A 14,266-nucleotide genomic window follows, 5' to 3' on the forward strand; every position below is an offset into this window, starting at 1 on the left:
CCTAAGCGACACGTTATAGTGTCCAGAAGGACATAAAAATCGGAGAAAGTTCCCAAGGAAGGCAACACCATGAATGCAGCTGTCACCCAGTCTCTGATCACTTCGTTCGTCGAGGCGACCAACAATCACGAAGCCGAAGCGCTGGCCGACCTCTTCGGTCCGGAATCGGTAGTGGTCGACGACAACACCGAGTACCGCGGCGCCACGCGGATCGCCCAGTGGATCCAGGACCACCAGATCGCTCCGAAGATCACGCTGACCGTCGTCGACTACGACCCCTCGAGCCAGGCGCTGACCGCCGACGCGAACGGAGACTTCCCCGGGGGCCCATTGCCGTTCGTCTTCCACTTCACCCTCGCCGACGTCATCGAGCGGCTGGAGGTCACCCCCGCCTGACGGAATCCGGCCGGAGTTCCTCGCCGAGGTATCGCAACCGTCTCGATCAAGGAGTGGATTCGGGTGCGGTGGGCAGGGTGCGCCAGGTGGCGAAGGCCAGGCCTGCCGCGGCCTCGACGTCACCGGCCGCGCACAGCCTGATCAGCTCGTCGTGCCGAGTCACCGAATCCCGTCCGCCCAGCGTCGAGAACCGAAGCCGCACGGCCCGGCTCAGGACCGGCGTGAACTGGTCGAGCACCGAGGTCAGTGAGCGGTTGGCCGCGACCCTGACCGGCACGGCATGGAGATCCTCGTCCGCACTGAGTGCCGCCTCGACATCGCCGTTGTCGATCGCCACACGGAAGCGGTCGCCCGCCTCGCGCATCGCGTCGAGATCGGCGTCGGTGAGGCTGTCGACAGCCTCCCGGACGGCGAGCTGGTGCATGGCCGCGACGACATCGCGGGCCTCGCGGACATCGCGCAGGTTCAGTGGAGTCACCACGGTGGAACGGCCCGGTTGTGTCGACACCAATCCTGCCTCGGCGAGTCGCAGCAGCGCCTCGCGGACCGGGGTGCGGCTGACGCCGAGCCAGGTGGCGAGATCGACGTCCCGCAACTGTTCGCCGGGCGCGAGGGTGCCATTGACGATCGCGTCCCGGAGGCGGTGGTACACGTCATCGCGAAGCAGCCGCCGGTCGACCACGCCGGCATCTTGCGGGATAGGCATGAAATATATTGAACATCAGTCTCAGAGGCTTGCAAACCACGCCAAGCCGTGCTGACGCGAGGCGCGTGAATCGCTGAGGCTCCGACTCCGGAAATTCCTCCCGGCGATCAGTCCAGTGGAGCGGTGTAGGGCGAGTACCGGGACACGCGTTAGCGCGTGGATAGACAGCAGGGGAGGGCCGCGGCGACGCTCGGGCTCTGATCGTGGACCATATCTGGTGCCGTCCCCTGCGTGGTTCAGTGTCAGTGGCGGATCTTCGATGTTGGAATGTTGCTGAAGTGAGTCGAACCGGCCGGTCGGTGGCGCGAGCTTGGGCTGCGGGCTTCGATGATGTAGTGCCGAAGTGCGCTGGCGGAACGTCCGCGTGGTGTCGATCGGATAGCTGCTCGCCGACGGTCTGAGTAGTCGAATCTGGCGGCGTTTCGAGACTGGCTTCGACGTGTACGGAGGCACACTGTCGAGTCATCGATTTCACCGTACAGACGACAACAGGTAGATCACGATAAGTCGAGGTCATCGAACCCTGTGTTGGAATGGGCTCAGCCGATCGCTCATGTGAGTAGCTCGGATTCGGGGGAGGGACAACTGGTCTGCAGGTGCCGAGGAATGGAAGTACTCGATGAACACCACTCGCCGAACCCGGCACTGGACGAACACCGCCACACTCGAGCAGCCCGACCCGACTCGACTCCTTCTCGCCGAGTTCGAGCCCTACGGCCGGGCCTCGATCCTGCATGTGCGCGGCATCGTCGACGCTTACACACTCACCCGGTGGCAGTGGGTGCTGGAATCGGCGCTCGGCACGACCGCGATGGATGGCGGTCGGCACCTGATCATCGACCTCACCAAGGTCGATTTCCTGTCCCTTCGCACGATCTTCACGCTGGCAGAACTGGCCCGGCAAGGCTGTCGGCGCGGTGTAGCGATCAGCGTGGTCGAGGCCAGACCGTACGCGGTGACGGGTCGAGTCATGGCGGTCACCGGCTTGGCTGAAATGCTACCGGTGTACCCCGACCTGCTCGGTGCGTTGACTGCGGCTCATTCCGATCTTCTGTTGGCGGGAGCCGAAGCCGTCATCGGCGCCGTGGGCGAGTCCGGTGACGCCTAGGCCGAATATCTATGACGCCGCGTTCGTTCGGCGGACTCGGCCCGCCGCGACGGTGATCGGAAGGCTTCGCGCACAAGTGCCGACTCATCCCATGTGGTGCCGGTAGGTGGAGTAATCGATGTACCCCTTGTCGCCGCCGGTGTAATACGTGGCTTCGTCGGCCTCGTCGATGGGCAGGTCGGCCCGCAGGCGCTCGACCAGGTCAGGGTTGGCCAGGAACGCCCGTCCGAAGCTGATCAAGTCTGCGCCGAGGTCTAGCCAGTGGTCGGCTGCCTTGCGGTCGGTAGGGGTGGCGCCCAATGGGTTCGAGGGGTTGACGATCATGGTGCCGGGCCATTCTCGGCGGAGCCCGACCAGGACCTCCTCGTCGGTAGTTGCCTCCAGGTGCACGTAAGCCAGGTCGTTTCGGGTGAGCTCGGCCAGGAGCGCGCTGTAAAGCTGGGGGACGTCTTCCTCGATCGCGTCCCAGATTCCCGCGCCGGGGCTGAGTCGAATGCCGACCCGGCTGCCGCCGATCGCGGCTACGGCGGCTTCGACCGCCTCGACAGCGAAGCGGATCCGGCCGGTGATCGAGCCGCCGTATCGGTCGGTTCGCTGGTTGGCGTTGCTGGAGAGGAATTGCCCGATCAGGTATCCGTTGGCGCCGTGCAACTCGACGCCGTCGAAACCTGCCTCGATCGCCCTGCTCGCCGCAGTCGCGTACGAGCGGGCCTCGGCAGCGACTTCGGCAGTCTCGAGCGCGCGGGGCACCGGGGCTGGTTGCGGGCCGGTCGGGGTGAAGACCATAGCGTCCCGCGCGGCGACAGCGGAGGGGCCGACCGGCTGGTGGCCGGTAGTGTCCGGGTGGCTGATGCGGCCACCGTGCATGATCTGCGCGTAGATTCGCCCGCCGTTGGCATGGATTGCCGAGGTGACGTGTCGCCAGGACTCGACCTGCTCGTCGGTGTGGAGCCCGGGTGTCGACGGGTTGGACTGGCCGATGAGGCTGGGCTGGATGCCTTCGGAGATGATCAGCCCCGCGCTCGCACGCTGTGCGTAGTACGTGGCCATCGACGCTGTCGCCAAACCGGCGGCGTCGGATCGCACGCGGGACATGGGTGCCATCGCGATCCGGTTCGGAAGACGAAGTCCTGCAAGGTTATAGGGGTCGAACAGTGCTGTCTGGTTTGTCATGCCTCGACGGTAAGACCTACCATTGACGTCAGAGGCAAGGGTTTGCGATGGAGGTCACAGTGCGGATCGGTGAGCTGGCAGAACAAGCAGGTGTGAGTGTCCGCTCGCTGCGCTACTACGAGGAACAGGGACTGCTGGTCAGTTCGCGTAGTCCCAGTGGTCAACGGACCTATCGCGACGGTGCTGTGGAACGGGTCCGTTTGCTGCGGCGCCTGTATGCCGCAGGGCTGTCGAGCCGCACCATCGCCGAGCTGCTCCCGTGTGTGGATTCTCCCAGTGCGGAGCAGTCCGACGAGACCTGGGTGCGCTTGCTGGAGGAACGTGCACGCCTCGACGCACAGATCACGGAATTGCTCCAAGCGCGTGACGCCCTGGACGCGGTCGTCATGACCAACCGCCGCCATCGCGAGACATTGGTCGACTCGGTCGACGTCGGCTGACACGACCTCCGGTGTGCCGACCCTGAACCAGCGGTTCCCGTCGGATGGTTCGGATGCTCGGTGACGAGCAGGCGGTTACGCGGATCGGCGGCGCTCCCGCCGGCTCGGTACTACCGGCTACTGATCGTGTCGTTCAGTTCCCGGAACCGACGATGGCGGTAACTCGGATCTCCACGCGCATGGCGGCCAGGCCGAGCACGGTCACCCCGGTTTCGGTCCAGATCGGTGCGCGACCGCCGAGGCGCTGACGGAACTGCTCGGCCATCACCCTGTTGTGATCGTCGCCGATGGCGTCGTTTCCGGGTTCGACCTTGTGGTAGGAGTTGACGTGGATGACGTCCTTCCAGGTGGCGCCGACCGTGGCGAGCGTGCGTTCCACGTTGTCGAAAGCCTGGATGATCTCGTCTTCCAGTGCGTCGGGGATCACCAGGTCGTCATCCACTCCCGCCTGGCCGGATGTTTCGACCCGGTCGCCGACGCGAACCGCACTGCTGTAGCCGAGTGCGTGGTGCAGCTTCTCGCCGGAGCCCGGAGTGATGCCGAAACTGACAGTGCTCATGATGCTCATTCCTGTGGAGGGAGTTCCCCGATGTATGACTTCACGCATAAACTAACCGCAGGGCGTTAATATTTCAAACTTGAAGTCATTTGGAGATGTGTATGAGCGACGACGAGAACGACGGAGAAGGCCGCTGGCTCGACGAGCAGGAGAAGGCTGCGTGGACCGGATTGATCTCCCTGGTGCTGCTGCTGCCGGGCAAGCTGGAGTCACCGCTGCGGGCGGAGCACGACCTCACACTGTTCGAATACCTCGTGCTCAGTCACCTCTCCGAGGCGCCGGAACGCAAGCTGCGCATGGGGGAACTGGCTGTCCTCGCCAGTGGATCGCTCTCGCGCCTGTCCAACGTCACCAAGCGCTGTGAGCAGCGCGGGTGGATCGTCCGAACGCCCGACCCGACCGACGGCCGCTACACCCTCGCCGAACTCACCGACGTCGGCTTCGACGTCGTGCGTCTGGCAGCACCTACACACCTGCAGTCGGTGCGCCGCATCGTCCTCGACTCGCTCAACACGACGGATCAGAAAGCCCTCGCCCGCATCGCGCACAAGCTGCGCATCGTTCCAGACGGCCTCGGCTGACGGTTGTCCCAGTTGTCGGGACCTCGCAAGGTACGCGCGGCCTGACACCAGAGGAGCGTCTCGACTACGGGGCGCCTTCCCTGTCCATCGCCCCGCGCAACCTCCCGAGCAACCGCTCGAACTCCGCGAGCTGGGCGGGCTCGTACTCGGCCAGGATCGCGTCCTGCTCGGTATTGACCGAGTGGAAGAACTCCTCGGCCAGCCGTCGCGCGTGCTCGCTGCACCGCAGTGTCACGACCCGCCGATCGGTGTGCTCGCGGCTGCGGGTGATGTATCCGGCCTGTTCCAGTCGGTTCAACAGAGTCGTCATCGCGCCCGACGTCAGCGTGACCCGCTTGCTCAACAGTGCGGGCGACAGCGGCTCGGCGGCCTGTTCGGCGGCCGCGATCTCCATCAGCGCGAAGGCGTCGGTGGAGTGCACGCCGAGGGTTTCGGCGAACCGGCGGCCCAGCTCGGTGAAGCTCGCGCCGTAGTCGAGGAGACCCGCGGCGAGCCGCTGCCGTCGCATCGCGACATCGGATGTCTGCTCCACCATCTCGTCCTCTCGTCGACCGCTCGATTGACAACTTACCGCCCAACATTTACCTTCATCGTAAAGTCACTTTATGACGGAGGTATAGTGCGGACAGAAACCGAGACTCCATCACTGCGCTTGTGGTTGGGGTTGATCGCCGTCTCGCTCGGCGTCGCCCTGATCGTGGTCGACCTGACGATCGTGAACGTGATCCTGGCGCCGATCGTCGACGACTTGGGGATCACCTCGATCCAGGCCCAGTGGATCCAGGAGTCCTACGCGATCGTTTTCGCGGCACTGCTTTTGGTCGCCGGTCGACTGAGCGATCTCTACGGCGCGCGCAAGTTGTTCCTGATCGGGTTGGTCGTGTTCGGCGCCACCAGTCTGCTCGCCGCGCTCGCCCCGAACGGCGCCCTGCTGATCGCGGCCCGCTTCCTCCAGGGCGTGGGCGGGGCGATGATCCTGCCGACCTCCCTCGCCCTGGTGAACGCGGCGTTCACCGGCAAGGCTCGCGGGCAGGCCTTCGCGATCTGGGGATCCACGATCGGCGCGGCCGCGGCGGTAGGCCCGTTGCTCGGGGGGTGGCTCGCCGACTTCTCGTGGCGCTGGGCCTTCGGCATCAACATCCCCGCGGTCGCGCTGATCATGGTCGCCGTGCTGGTCTACCTGCCCGCCGCCGCGACCACCACCGGTCGTGTCGATTGGCTCGGGGCCGCCCAGTCCGCACTCGGCCTCGGCCTGCTCTCATTCGCCACGATCGAGGGGCGACACCACGGCTGGCTGATGGTGACCGAACCGATGCAGGTCGGTGAATTCGTTTGGCGCAGTGGGCCTTCGCCGGTTCTCGTTGCGTTCGTCGCCGCCGCACTCGCGCTCGGGTTGTTCTGGCGCAGACAGGCGATGCTCGGCCGCGCCGGTGGCGATCCCCTGGTGGATGTGCGGTTGTTCTCCATCGATTCGTTCCGCAGGGGCAATGTGGTGACGCTGATCGTGGGGCTCGGCGAGTTCGGGATCATCGCGGTGCTGCCCCTGTGGATGCAGTTCGCCCTCGACTACACCGCGTTCCAGGCCGGACTCGCGTTGGTGCCGTTGGCGATCGGCAGTTTCGTCGCCAGTGGTGCGAGTTTCTCACTGACAGCGTCGGTTTCGGCCTTGGGGCAGGTGCGGATCGGCCTGCTCCTCGAAGCGCTCGGCTTGGCGATGCTCGGTGTGTTCGCCGCGGCGGACAGCAGTTGGTGGTCGATCGCGCTCGCCCTGTTCGTCTACGGCGTCGGCGTCGGCTTCGCGACCGCCCAGGTCACCAATGTGGTGCTCGCCGACGTGCCCGGCGAAAGCGTGGGACAGGGCTCGGGAATTCAGAGCGCCGCACGCGAACTCGGATCGGCACTCGGCATCGCCGTCCTCACCACACTGTATTTCAGCACTCTCGGCGCCGACCTGGGCGACCGCCTGACCGACGCGGGGCTGCCCGAACCCGAGGTCGACCAGCTGTCGTCCACCGTCACCGACAGCGCGGGCTCGGTGATTCCAACCCTCGCCGAGAACCCCGAGACGCTCCCCGTCGCGGAAGCAGCTCGTGCGGCCATGGCGGCAGGGATCGAAGTGGCGAGCTACCTGTGCGCCGGGCTTCTCGTTCTCGCCCTGGCGACAACCGCCTTCGTCAAACCCGCGAAACAAGCAGCGACACAATAGTTCCCACACGGCATGGCGGCCACGGGGTCTCCCGTGGCCGCCATGCCGCATCCGTCACCTGTCGACGAGTAGATTCTCGAGCCGGAGGACTTCGTCAGCCCATCGAATGTGGTCATGACTCGAATCCTCATATCCGAGAAGTGGAGTCGACACACTTCGAGGGTGCAAGATCTGCACGGATGTTCGTCGGATGACCGTTCCGGCGACCTTCGGGTCTGTCGGAGATGTTGACCGATCCGGCCATAGTGGATATTTTGTATCCACTATGAGAATGGGCAAAGGAGTCGAGGCGGCCCTTCACTGCTGCTTGGTGCTGCACTGGCTCGACGGCGCGCCCGTGACATCTTCTCGGCTCGCCGAATTCTTCGGTCTGCCACCGGCATACCTGCAGAAGACCCTGCGAAGCCTGGTGTCGGATGGGATCGTCGAGGCGGTTCGTGGTCAGGCCGGCGGATTCACGCTCGCACGGTCCGCCTCGTCGATCACTCTCATGGATGTCGTAGCGGCTGTCGAGGGGCGCGAGCCCGCGTTTCGCTGCGAGGAAATTCGTCTCGACGGCCGGTCCGGCGCAATCGGTCCCCGTTCAGGACAGTGTGCCATCGCGCGCGCCATGTCTCGCGCTGAGCTGTCGTACCGGTCCGCCCTGGCCGAGCAGACCATCGGCGACCTAGCCGAAGAAACTGGGCCGGACGTGCGAGACCGCACCATCGACGCGCTGACCTGAGCTGGTTCTGAAATCCCGAAACGGTTTGAAGCATACGATCATCGAAAGATTGTGGACAATGGATATCGACAATTCGAGGCGATGGTGGCCCCGGCTGTTACCTTTGCTGGCCGCGACGATCGCGGTGGGCACCGACACCTGGGTCGTCGCCGGATTCCTGCCCGCACTGGCCGCCGACATGGGCGTGTCCACCGCTACGGCCGGCCTTTCCGTGACAGTTTTCGCCGCGTCATACGCACTCGGCGCGCCGGTCCTGGCGGCGGTGACGAGTTCGGCCCGGCCGCGTGTGGTGATCGCGGTCGCCTTGCTGATCCTCGCCCTGGCCAATGTCGTCTGTGCCGTGAGTACGGGGTTCGCGCTGTTTCTGGCGGGGCGGATCATCGCCGCTCTTGCGGCCTCGGTCGTCACCCCCGCCGCAGGTGTGCTCGCCACGCGTGTCGCCGATGAACGACACCGTGGACGCGCGCTTGCCCTGGTGATCGCGGGGCTGACCATCGCGACCGCTCTCGGTGTGCCGGTCGGTCATGTGCTGGCGGCCACCACGAGCTGGCGGGGGGCGCTGTTCGCGATCGCGGGACTGGCCCTCGTCGCAGCGATCTTGATTCACACCACGGCGCCGAACCCACCCGCGGGGTCACCTCACCGCATCGCGGACCGACTGGTCCCGCTGACGGAACCGCGCGCCTTGTCCATTCTCGCCTTGACCGTGCTGGGTATGGCCGCTGCGTATGTTCCGTACGCCTACATTGCGAAGCTGTCCCCGGACGGGCACAGCGGATGGTTCGTCGCGATCCTCACCGCTTACGGCATCGGTGCAGTCGTCGGATCGCTGACCAGCGGAAGCCTGACAGACATACTCGGCCCGACCCGCACCCTCGCCATCGCCTACGCACTCATGGCGGCAGCCTTCCTCGCAATGGCTGTCGGTCCACCGGCGATAGTGCTGGTCCTCGCTGCCGCGATCTGGGGTGCCGCCAGTTGGGCGCAGACGCCACCGCAGCAGCACCGCCTGCTCGATGCGATGCCGACAATCGGTTCTGTCGCCATCGGAACGAACGCCTCAGCGCTGTACGTGGGAATCGCCCTGGGCAACAGCCTCGGCGCGCTCCTCTTCGATGCAGGCACCGCAGTCATGTGTCTGGTTGCCGCGGCAGGGGCTCTGGCGGCCCTGTTGTGGAACAGGACGATGTCGCCAACGGCCAGTCACGCGGAGGTTGCCCGATGACAGGACAGAGCTCGGCGGGCCTCCATTCCATCCGCGCGAGAGCAGAACGGCTCGTACGGTCCCTCGAAATCTGTGCGCGCGACGGCCTATAGCTCGACTGGTCGGAGATCCTGGATTCGGCGAGTCCCGAGACGGCGTGGAGTGGAATACCCGCGTGTAGTGATGACTGAACTGTGCCGTCGGCTGACGGCAATTCGCGAAAAGCCCTGGTACTGACAACTATTGGAAGCCAGGTGTTGTTGCCCGACGGTGGTGAATGGTGCGGGAGCGGCGATCGGCAGGCGGTGGCGACCAGATTCCGGGACATCATCACCAATCCCCAGGCGATTGCCGATATCGGCGACGAGTTCGTCCACCGGACCAAGTGGTTCACCAATGGTGAGGTTCTCGCCCAGGCCACCGGCAACAACGGCCGGATGCTCGCCCTGGCGGGCCCACGCAATCCCTATCCCGCGCCGCTCGGCGTCATCAAGGAAGGTGCGTGGGCCGACCTGCTGCTCATCGACGGCGACCCCGTGGCTGATATCAGGGTGCTCACCGATCCAGAGAAGAACCTGGTGATCATCATGAAGGACGGTAAGCTGGTCAAGGACCTGCTCTCAGTGGACTGACGGCACGGCCGTCGCGATATCGGTGACGGTATCGCCGTGGATCACGTGACGTAAGTGCCGATCCGGTGCGGTGAGGACCGCGATGTCGCGCACCGGGTCGGCATCCAACGCGCTGGGGGCGCCCCCTGCCGAAGGCTGGGGGACGTCAGCAACCGACGACAACGCCGCAATTGTGCCTGCCATAACCCGCGACCTGCCGCATGATCCAAACGACGGACTTAGTAGGAGCCGGTCACCGCGGGGTAGTCCGTATATCCCGCGGCGTCACCCGCGAAGTACGTGTCGCGGTTGCCGGCGGCGAGAGGGTGGCCGTGCGTGAATCGATCGACGAGGTCTGGATTGGCGATGAAGGGGGCCCCGAAGGAAACCGCCTCGGCCAGCTGCCGTTCGAGTAGCTCGTTGCCGCTCGCTTGCGTAAAGCCGAGGTTGGCGATGACGGCGCCGCGGTAGTGGGCGCGGTAGCGGGTGAATGCGGTGAGGGTGTCGGTTCCTGTGTCGGGTTCCGGGCCGAGGAGGTGGAGGTAGGCGAGGTTGCTGTCGTCGAGGTGCTCGAGGAGCTGGTCGTACTCGTCCAGCGTCTCGGCGTCCGCTGTAAAGGCGGGCCCGTGATTCCAGTAGGGCGAGAGTTTGATTCCGATGCGGTCGCTGTCCCACACGCTGGTGACGGCGTCGACGATGTCGAGGAGGAACTGGGCTCGCTTCTCGCTGTTGCCGCCGTAGGCGTCGGTGCGCTGGTTGAGCCGTGGGTTGAGGAACTGGGCCACGAGGTGGGACACCTGCGCGTGGATCTCCAGGCCGTCGAATCCGGCGCGCAGGGCGTTGGCGGCTGCCTGCTGGTAGGTGCCGATCGTGGTGGCGATCTCTGCGGCGCTCAGAGCGCGTGGGGTGAGTGAGTCCTTCGGACCGTCGGGGGTGAAGGACATCTCGTGGGGATTGATTGCCGACGGGCCGGCGGGGAGCCTGCCACCGTGGTGATCCGGGTGGGAGGCGGCGCCGGCGTGACCGAGTTGCGAGACGATCCTGCCTCCCGCGGCGTGCACGGCTTCGGTGACCTCGGCCCAGCCGGCGGTCTGGGCGTCGGTGTATATGCCTGGGACGTTGATGAACCCGATCGCGTCCGTGCTGACCCAGGTCCCTTCGCTGATGATCAGGCCGGCGCCGGCGCGCTGCGCGTAGTAGGTGGCGTGCAGGGCGGTAGGGGCCAGTTCTTCGTTGCTGGCCCGAGCGCGTGTCATGGGAGCCATGACGACGCGGTTGGGCAGCTCGAGCGCGCCCAGTTGAACAGGCTGCAGGAGGGGCTGGGTGCCGGGTACTGAGGTCAGGTCGGACATGAGGATCTCTTTCGTGATGGAAGGTGCTCCTCGTGGGCTCGAGGAGCACAAGCGGGTTGGGGGATCAGTCCTGCTGGAGGGCGTGGAGGGCGGACAGGGGGCCGCCGAGCTGGATGAGGCGTCCTCCCTCACGCAGCGTTCCGAGGTCGACGGGGGCGAAGCCGAACTCGGAGGTCAGGTTTCTCACGGTGTTCTTGGCATCGGCGTCGTCGCCGGCGAGGAACAGCACCTGCCGCCCTGCCTCGTGGCGGGGATCGGGTGCGATGAACTGCGCGTAGAGGGCGTTGAACGCCTTGACCACGCGTGCGCCGGGAAGCAGGGAGGCTACGTATTCGCTCCCGGTGAGGTCGCCCAGATCGGCGATCTCCGGGGTCGGGGACAGGGAGGCGAACTGGTTGGTGGTGTCGATGACGACGGTCCTGTCCAGGCGGGGGAGCCCGGCGACGGCGTCAGGGATCTGCGGCCAGGGAACCGCGAGCACGACGAGGTCCGCGACGGCGGCCTCCGCAGGGGTTGCGGCCGTCGCGAGCGCGCCGAGGTCCTTGACCAGCGGGGCCAGGGAGGCAGGCCCTCGGCTGTTGCTGAGCACGACCTCGTGGCCGTGACGGATCGCATGCCGGGCGATGGCCTGTGCGACTTCTCCAGCTCCGAGCATTCCGATCTTCATCGTCCCGCCCCCTGTCCGGAGCCGGCCGCCCGCAGTGTGGTGAGCAGGACGGTCCCGCTCTTGGCGGGGCGACGGGCGTGCTCGACGGCCGCGTTGAAGTCGGCGAGATCGTAGCCGGCGGCGACTTCGAGCAGGTCCGGCCTGCGCTGCGCCAGATCCTGGGCGAAGGCGACATCCTCAGCCCGCTCCCTGGGGGTTCGGCTCATCCAGTGCAGTATCGACACTCCCCGCACCGTCAGCTCCCGCGCGATGAGAGGCAGCGCCTCGAGCGGTGTCGTGCCGGAACTCAGATGTCCGTAGGAGATCAGAGTGCCACCGTCGGCGAGCAGTTCGGCGAGGTGCTGAGTCATGGCACCGCCGACACAGTCGAGGACCACATGGACGCCCCGCTCGCCGGCATGGCGGCGGACTTGTTGCTGCCAGTCGTCATCGCATGTCGCGATCACGGGCTGGGAGGGGTATAAGGTCCCCACCTTCTCGGCACCGGAGGTGCTGCGCACGAGGTTGATCAACCGCAGGTTGTGCCTGGCCGCGGCCGCGCTGACCAACCTGCCGATGGACGAACCGGCGGCGGTCTGAAGGACCGGACCCGTCTGCCCGCGCAGGGCCTTCTCCACCGCGCGGTACAGCATGCGCACCGTCAGCGGGTTGACCAGCATCAGGGCTGCGGTCTCGTCGCTGACTCCGTCCGGCACCGGCACCGCCAGATCGGCTGGGACCACGACGAAGTCGCTCCACGTTCCCGGCGCCGGGAAAACCGCCACCCGCCGCCCCAGGAGCGGTGCACGGACGTTTGCTCCGACGCTCTCGACGACGCCCATCCCCTCCACTCCGGGAGTCCGAGGCCCCCACTGCTGTTCCGGCTGCCCCGGTAGACCCTCCACACCGATCAGGTCCCCTGGATGGATGGGCCGGACCAGCATGCGGACCAGAACCTCTCCGACGCCGGGACTCGGCCGGTGGCGTTCCTCCCTCAGGGTCAGTACCTGTGCGGCGTCCCCTTGCCGCGTGTGCTCCAGGGTGCGCATCGGCGCCTCCACCTCTTCTTTAATGATGGTCATCATTAAAGATAATGATGAGGGGTAACCTTGAAAACGTCAAACACTGCCGACACAGGAGGGCGGCCATGCCGCGGATCACCAGGGAAGACAAGGCCAGGAACCGGCAGAACATCGTCGAGGCGGCCGGGCGCATGTTCCGCTCGCAGGGCATCGATGCCGTAGGGATCGCCGAACTGATGAAGGAAGCGGGCCTGACCCACGGCGGCTTCTACAACCATTTCGCGTCCAAAGGGGACCTGGCCGCCGAGGCATGCAGTGCCTCGTTCCAAGCCTCTCTGTGCTCCCTGGATCACATCCTCGGGGAAGGCGACGATCTCACCGGCCCACCGCTGAAGCGAGTGGTGGACAACTATCTTTCGGCCGCCCACCGCGACGCCCTGGACGGCGGCTGTCCCTCCGCCTCCCTGGTCACCGACGCCGGACGGCACAGCGACACGGTCCAGAGCGCCTACGCAGCCGGCGTGGAGGGGTACCTCACCGGCTTCGCCGAGGAGTTCGCCCGCGAGCACGAAGGGGAGATCACCTCACAGGAGGCGCGGGAGCGCGCGGTGCTGCTGCTCAGCCGACTCGTAGGGGCGATGGCTCTCGCCCGCGCAGTGAGCCACGTCCAGCCCGAACTGTCCGACGAGATTCTGCGGACCTGTCGCGCCCACGCTCTCGACTGACGGCTTCGCGTCGTCCAGCCCTGCGTACGAATTCCAGCTTCGGGTCAGCCTGGTTGATCGGAGGCGTACCGGGCGAGCGCGGTCTCAACCGCCTGCTCGACGGCGTAGCGGATGTCAGAGGCTGAGGGGTCCCAGTCGGTCAGCAGCATGCGGGGCCACAGGACGTAGTTGGCGATCATTCCGAGGAACTGGTTGGCGGCGCTCTCGGCGTCCGGGACGTAGGCGTTACCGGCCTCGTGCTCCGACTCGAGGTAGTGCTGGACCGAGGTGAAGTAGGGCAGCTTGCCGAGCTGGAACTGCATCCGCCCCAGTTCGGGGAAGCGGGGCAGCTCGGCGATGACGATGCGGAACAGGGCTGTCATGCCGGGCCGGCCGATCAGGTCGGCGTAGCGATGGCCGATGGAGGTCAGGCCGGAACGCAGGTCTCCGGCCTGAGGCGGTGCGACGGCGCCTCCGGCGTCGCGCTGCCAGGACTCGGTGACGATGGCCTCGAAAAGGGCTGCCTTGGTGGGGAACTGCTTGAACAGGGTGGACTTCGAGACTGCCGCCCCTTCGGCAATGCGGGCGAGGGAAGTGCCGTCGTAACCGCGGTTGAGGAAAAGGTCCGTGGCTGCGGAGATGATCGCCTCACGCTTTTGCTGGGCGAGGCGGCGGTGATGTGTGGAGAGCTCTGCTGCCATGCGTGCAGTATGCCCCAACTCCGAGGCGAGTCACTTGACTCACCTCCTTTGGTCTGCCTACAGTCGATGAAAGGCGAGTCACTCGACTCGTATCTGATTGCGGCGCCCGCCGTCTCTCGAATGCCGTGCAATG

At 65.9% G+C, this 14,266-nt stretch carries 18 protein-coding genes; 9 read left to right on the top strand and 9 right to left on the bottom strand.

Annotated elements, in window-relative coordinates:
• Positions 1–69: 69 nt before the first annotated feature.
• The gene (locus LDL21_RS09240; RefSeq protein WP_225279626.1) at positions 70–396 is read left to right on the top strand and encodes a nuclear transport factor 2 family protein; all 327 of its coding nucleotides are present in this window, start codon (positions 70–72) and stop codon (positions 394–396) included.
• 46 nt (positions 397–442) lie between these two features.
• Here the strand turns inward: LDL21_RS09240 and LDL21_RS09245 are convergent, their stop codons facing one another.
• Positions 443–1,102 (bottom strand): GntR family transcriptional regulator, encoded by a 660-nt coding sequence (locus tag LDL21_RS09245; RefSeq protein WP_225279627.1) that lies wholly within the window; start codon positions 1,100–1,102, stop codon positions 443–445.
• A 619-nt stretch (positions 1,103–1,721) separates the two neighbouring features.
• On the opposite strand from LDL21_RS09245, the gene LDL21_RS09250 reads away from it, so the two are divergent.
• Positions 1,722–2,210, top strand: a complete 489-nt coding sequence (locus tag LDL21_RS09250; protein WP_225279628.1) for an STAS domain-containing protein — start codon at positions 1,722–1,724, stop codon at positions 2,208–2,210.
• 84 nt (positions 2,211–2,294) lie between these two features.
• Here the strand turns inward: LDL21_RS09250 and LDL21_RS09255 are convergent, their stop codons facing one another.
• Positions 2,295–3,383: an alkene reductase gene (locus LDL21_RS09255; protein WP_225279629.1), complete on the bottom strand. Its 1,089-nt coding sequence runs from the start codon at positions 3,381–3,383 to the stop codon at positions 2,295–2,297.
• Positions 3,384–3,430: 47 nt separating this feature from the next.
• Here LDL21_RS09255 and LDL21_RS09260 point away from each other — a divergent pair, with 47 nt between their 5' ends.
• Positions 3,431–3,823, top strand: a complete 393-nt coding sequence (locus LDL21_RS09260; RefSeq protein ID WP_225279630.1) for a MerR family transcriptional regulator — start codon at positions 3,431–3,433, stop codon at positions 3,821–3,823.
• Between the two features lie 133 nt (positions 3,824–3,956).
• On the opposite strand, the gene LDL21_RS09265 is transcribed toward LDL21_RS09260, so the two are convergent.
• Positions 3,957–4,382, bottom strand: coding sequence for a Rid family hydrolase (locus LDL21_RS09265; protein ID WP_225279631.1), 426 nt, complete (start codon positions 4,380–4,382; stop codon positions 3,957–3,959).
• A 101-nt stretch (positions 4,383–4,483) separates the two neighbouring features.
• Here LDL21_RS09265 and LDL21_RS09270 point away from each other — a divergent pair, with 101 nt between their 5' ends.
• The gene (locus tag LDL21_RS09270) at positions 4,484–4,963 is read left to right on the top strand and encodes a MarR family winged helix-turn-helix transcriptional regulator (RefSeq protein WP_225279632.1); all 480 of its coding nucleotides are present in this window, start codon (positions 4,484–4,486) and stop codon (positions 4,961–4,963) included.
• Positions 4,964–5,027: 64 nt separating this feature from the next.
• Here the strand turns inward: LDL21_RS09270 and LDL21_RS09275 are convergent, their stop codons facing one another.
• Positions 5,028–5,498 (bottom strand): MarR family winged helix-turn-helix transcriptional regulator, encoded by a 471-nt coding sequence (locus tag LDL21_RS09275; RefSeq protein ID WP_181698904.1) that lies wholly within the window; start codon positions 5,496–5,498, stop codon positions 5,028–5,030.
• 84 nt (positions 5,499–5,582) lie between these two features.
• Between LDL21_RS09275 and LDL21_RS09280 the strand changes: the two genes are divergently transcribed.
• The 4 genes from LDL21_RS09280 to LDL21_RS09295 all read left to right on the top strand — a co-directional run bounded on the left by LDL21_RS09280 (position 5,583) and on the right by LDL21_RS09295 (position 9,729).
• Positions 5,583–7,169, top strand: coding sequence for a DHA2 family efflux MFS transporter permease subunit (locus LDL21_RS09280; protein ID WP_225279633.1), 1,587 nt, complete (start codon positions 5,583–5,585; stop codon positions 7,167–7,169).
• Positions 7,170–7,440: 271 nt separating this feature from the next.
• The gene (locus LDL21_RS09285) at positions 7,441–7,893 is read left to right on the top strand and encodes an RrF2 family transcriptional regulator (RefSeq protein WP_225279634.1); all 453 of its coding nucleotides are present in this window, start codon (positions 7,441–7,443) and stop codon (positions 7,891–7,893) included.
• Between the two features lie 58 nt (positions 7,894–7,951).
• Positions 7,952–9,118 (top strand): MFS transporter, encoded by a 1,167-nt coding sequence (locus LDL21_RS09290; protein WP_225279635.1) that lies wholly within the window; start codon positions 7,952–7,954, stop codon positions 9,116–9,118.
• Positions 9,119–9,351: 233 nt separating this feature from the next.
• Entirely contained in the window at positions 9,352–9,729 is a 378-nt protein-coding gene (locus tag LDL21_RS09295) for a hypothetical protein (RefSeq protein WP_225279636.1), read from the top strand.
• Here LDL21_RS09295 and LDL21_RS09300 read toward each other — a convergent pair.
• The 4 genes from LDL21_RS09300 to LDL21_RS09315 all read right to left on the bottom strand — a co-directional run bounded on the left by LDL21_RS09300 (position 9,718) and on the right by LDL21_RS09315 (position 12,788).
• Entirely contained in the window at positions 9,718–9,912 is a 195-nt protein-coding gene (locus LDL21_RS09300) for a hypothetical protein (RefSeq protein WP_225279637.1), read from the bottom strand. The two genes, LDL21_RS09295 and LDL21_RS09300, sit on opposite strands and share 12 nt — an antisense overlap.
• 35 nt (positions 9,913–9,947) lie before the next feature.
• Positions 9,948–11,060, bottom strand: a complete 1,113-nt coding sequence (locus tag LDL21_RS09305) for an alkene reductase (protein WP_225279638.1) — start codon at positions 11,058–11,060, stop codon at positions 9,948–9,950.
• Between the two features lie 64 nt (positions 11,061–11,124).
• On the bottom strand, positions 11,125–11,727 hold the full coding sequence (locus LDL21_RS09310; RefSeq protein WP_225279639.1) for an NADPH-dependent F420 reductase: 603 nt from the start codon (positions 11,725–11,727) through the stop codon (positions 11,125–11,127).
• A complete protein-coding gene (locus LDL21_RS09315; RefSeq protein ID WP_225279640.1) occupies positions 11,724–12,788 on the bottom strand; it encodes a zinc-binding dehydrogenase in 1,065 nt (354 codons plus the stop codon). Before LDL21_RS09315 ends, LDL21_RS09310 begins: the two co-directional genes overlap by 4 nt.
• A 65-nt stretch (positions 12,789–12,853) precedes the next feature.
• On the opposite strand from LDL21_RS09315, the gene LDL21_RS09320 reads away from it, so the two are divergent.
• Complete coding sequence (locus LDL21_RS09320) at positions 12,854–13,453, top strand: TetR/AcrR family transcriptional regulator (RefSeq protein WP_225279641.1); 600 nt, start codon at positions 12,854–12,856, stop codon at positions 13,451–13,453.
• Positions 13,454–13,497: 44 nt separating this feature from the next.
• Here LDL21_RS09320 and LDL21_RS09325 read toward each other — a convergent pair whose 3' ends face one another.
• Positions 13,498–14,133, bottom strand: a complete 636-nt coding sequence (locus LDL21_RS09325) for a TetR/AcrR family transcriptional regulator (RefSeq protein WP_225279642.1) — start codon at positions 14,131–14,133, stop codon at positions 13,498–13,500.
• Positions 14,134–14,266 lie beyond the last annotated feature (133 nt).

This window comes from Nocardia rosealba, from assembly GCF_020216065.1.
GTDB lineage: Bacteria > Actinomycetota > Actinomycetes > Mycobacteriales > Mycobacteriaceae > Nocardia > Nocardia rosealba.

Coding starts and splice junctions, on each gene's coding strand:
- LDL21_RS09245 (WP_225279627.1), bottom strand. CDS start 1,102: ATGCCTATCCCGCAAGATGCCGGCGTGGTCGACCGGCGGCTGCTTCGC.
- LDL21_RS09290 (WP_225279635.1), top strand. CDS start 7,952: ATGGATATCGACAATTCGAGGCGATGGTGGCCCCGGCTGTTACCTTTG.
- LDL21_RS09255 (WP_225279629.1), bottom strand. CDS start 3,383: ATGACAAACCAGACAGCACTGTTCGACCCCTATAACCTTGCAGGACTT.
- LDL21_RS09320 (WP_225279641.1), top strand. CDS start 12,854: ATGCCGCGGATCACCAGGGAAGACAAGGCCAGGAACCGGCAGAACATC.
- LDL21_RS09270 (WP_225279632.1), top strand. CDS start 4,484: ATGAGCGACGACGAGAACGACGGAGAAGGCCGCTGGCTCGACGAGCAG.
- LDL21_RS09275 (WP_181698904.1), bottom strand. CDS start 5,498: ATGGTGGAGCAGACATCCGATGTCGCGATGCGACGGCAGCGGCTCGCC.
- LDL21_RS09285 (WP_225279634.1), top strand. CDS start 7,441: ATGGGCAAAGGAGTCGAGGCGGCCCTTCACTGCTGCTTGGTGCTGCAC.
- LDL21_RS09315 (WP_225279640.1), bottom strand. CDS start 12,788: ATGACCATCATTAAAGAAGAGGTGGAGGCGCCGATGCGCACCCTGGAG.
- LDL21_RS09305 (WP_225279638.1), bottom strand. CDS start 11,060: ATGTCCGACCTGACCTCAGTACCCGGCACCCAGCCCCTCCTGCAGCCT.
- LDL21_RS09250 (WP_225279628.1), top strand. CDS start 1,722: ATGAACACCACTCGCCGAACCCGGCACTGGACGAACACCGCCACACTC.
- LDL21_RS09260 (WP_225279630.1), top strand. CDS start 3,431: ATGGAGGTCACAGTGCGGATCGGTGAGCTGGCAGAACAAGCAGGTGTG.
- LDL21_RS09240 (WP_225279626.1), top strand. CDS start 70: ATGAATGCAGCTGTCACCCAGTCTCTGATCACTTCGTTCGTCGAGGCG.
- LDL21_RS09325 (WP_225279642.1), bottom strand. CDS start 14,133: ATGGCAGCAGAGCTCTCCACACATCACCGCCGCCTCGCCCAGCAAAAG.
- LDL21_RS09265 (WP_225279631.1), bottom strand. CDS start 4,382: ATGAGCACTGTCAGTTTCGGCATCACTCCGGGCTCCGGCGAGAAGCTG.
- LDL21_RS09300 (WP_225279637.1), bottom strand. CDS start 9,912: ATGGCAGGCACAATTGCGGCGTTGTCGTCGGTTGCTGACGTCCCCCAG.
- LDL21_RS09310 (WP_225279639.1), bottom strand. CDS start 11,727: ATGAAGATCGGAATGCTCGGAGCTGGAGAAGTCGCACAGGCCATCGCC.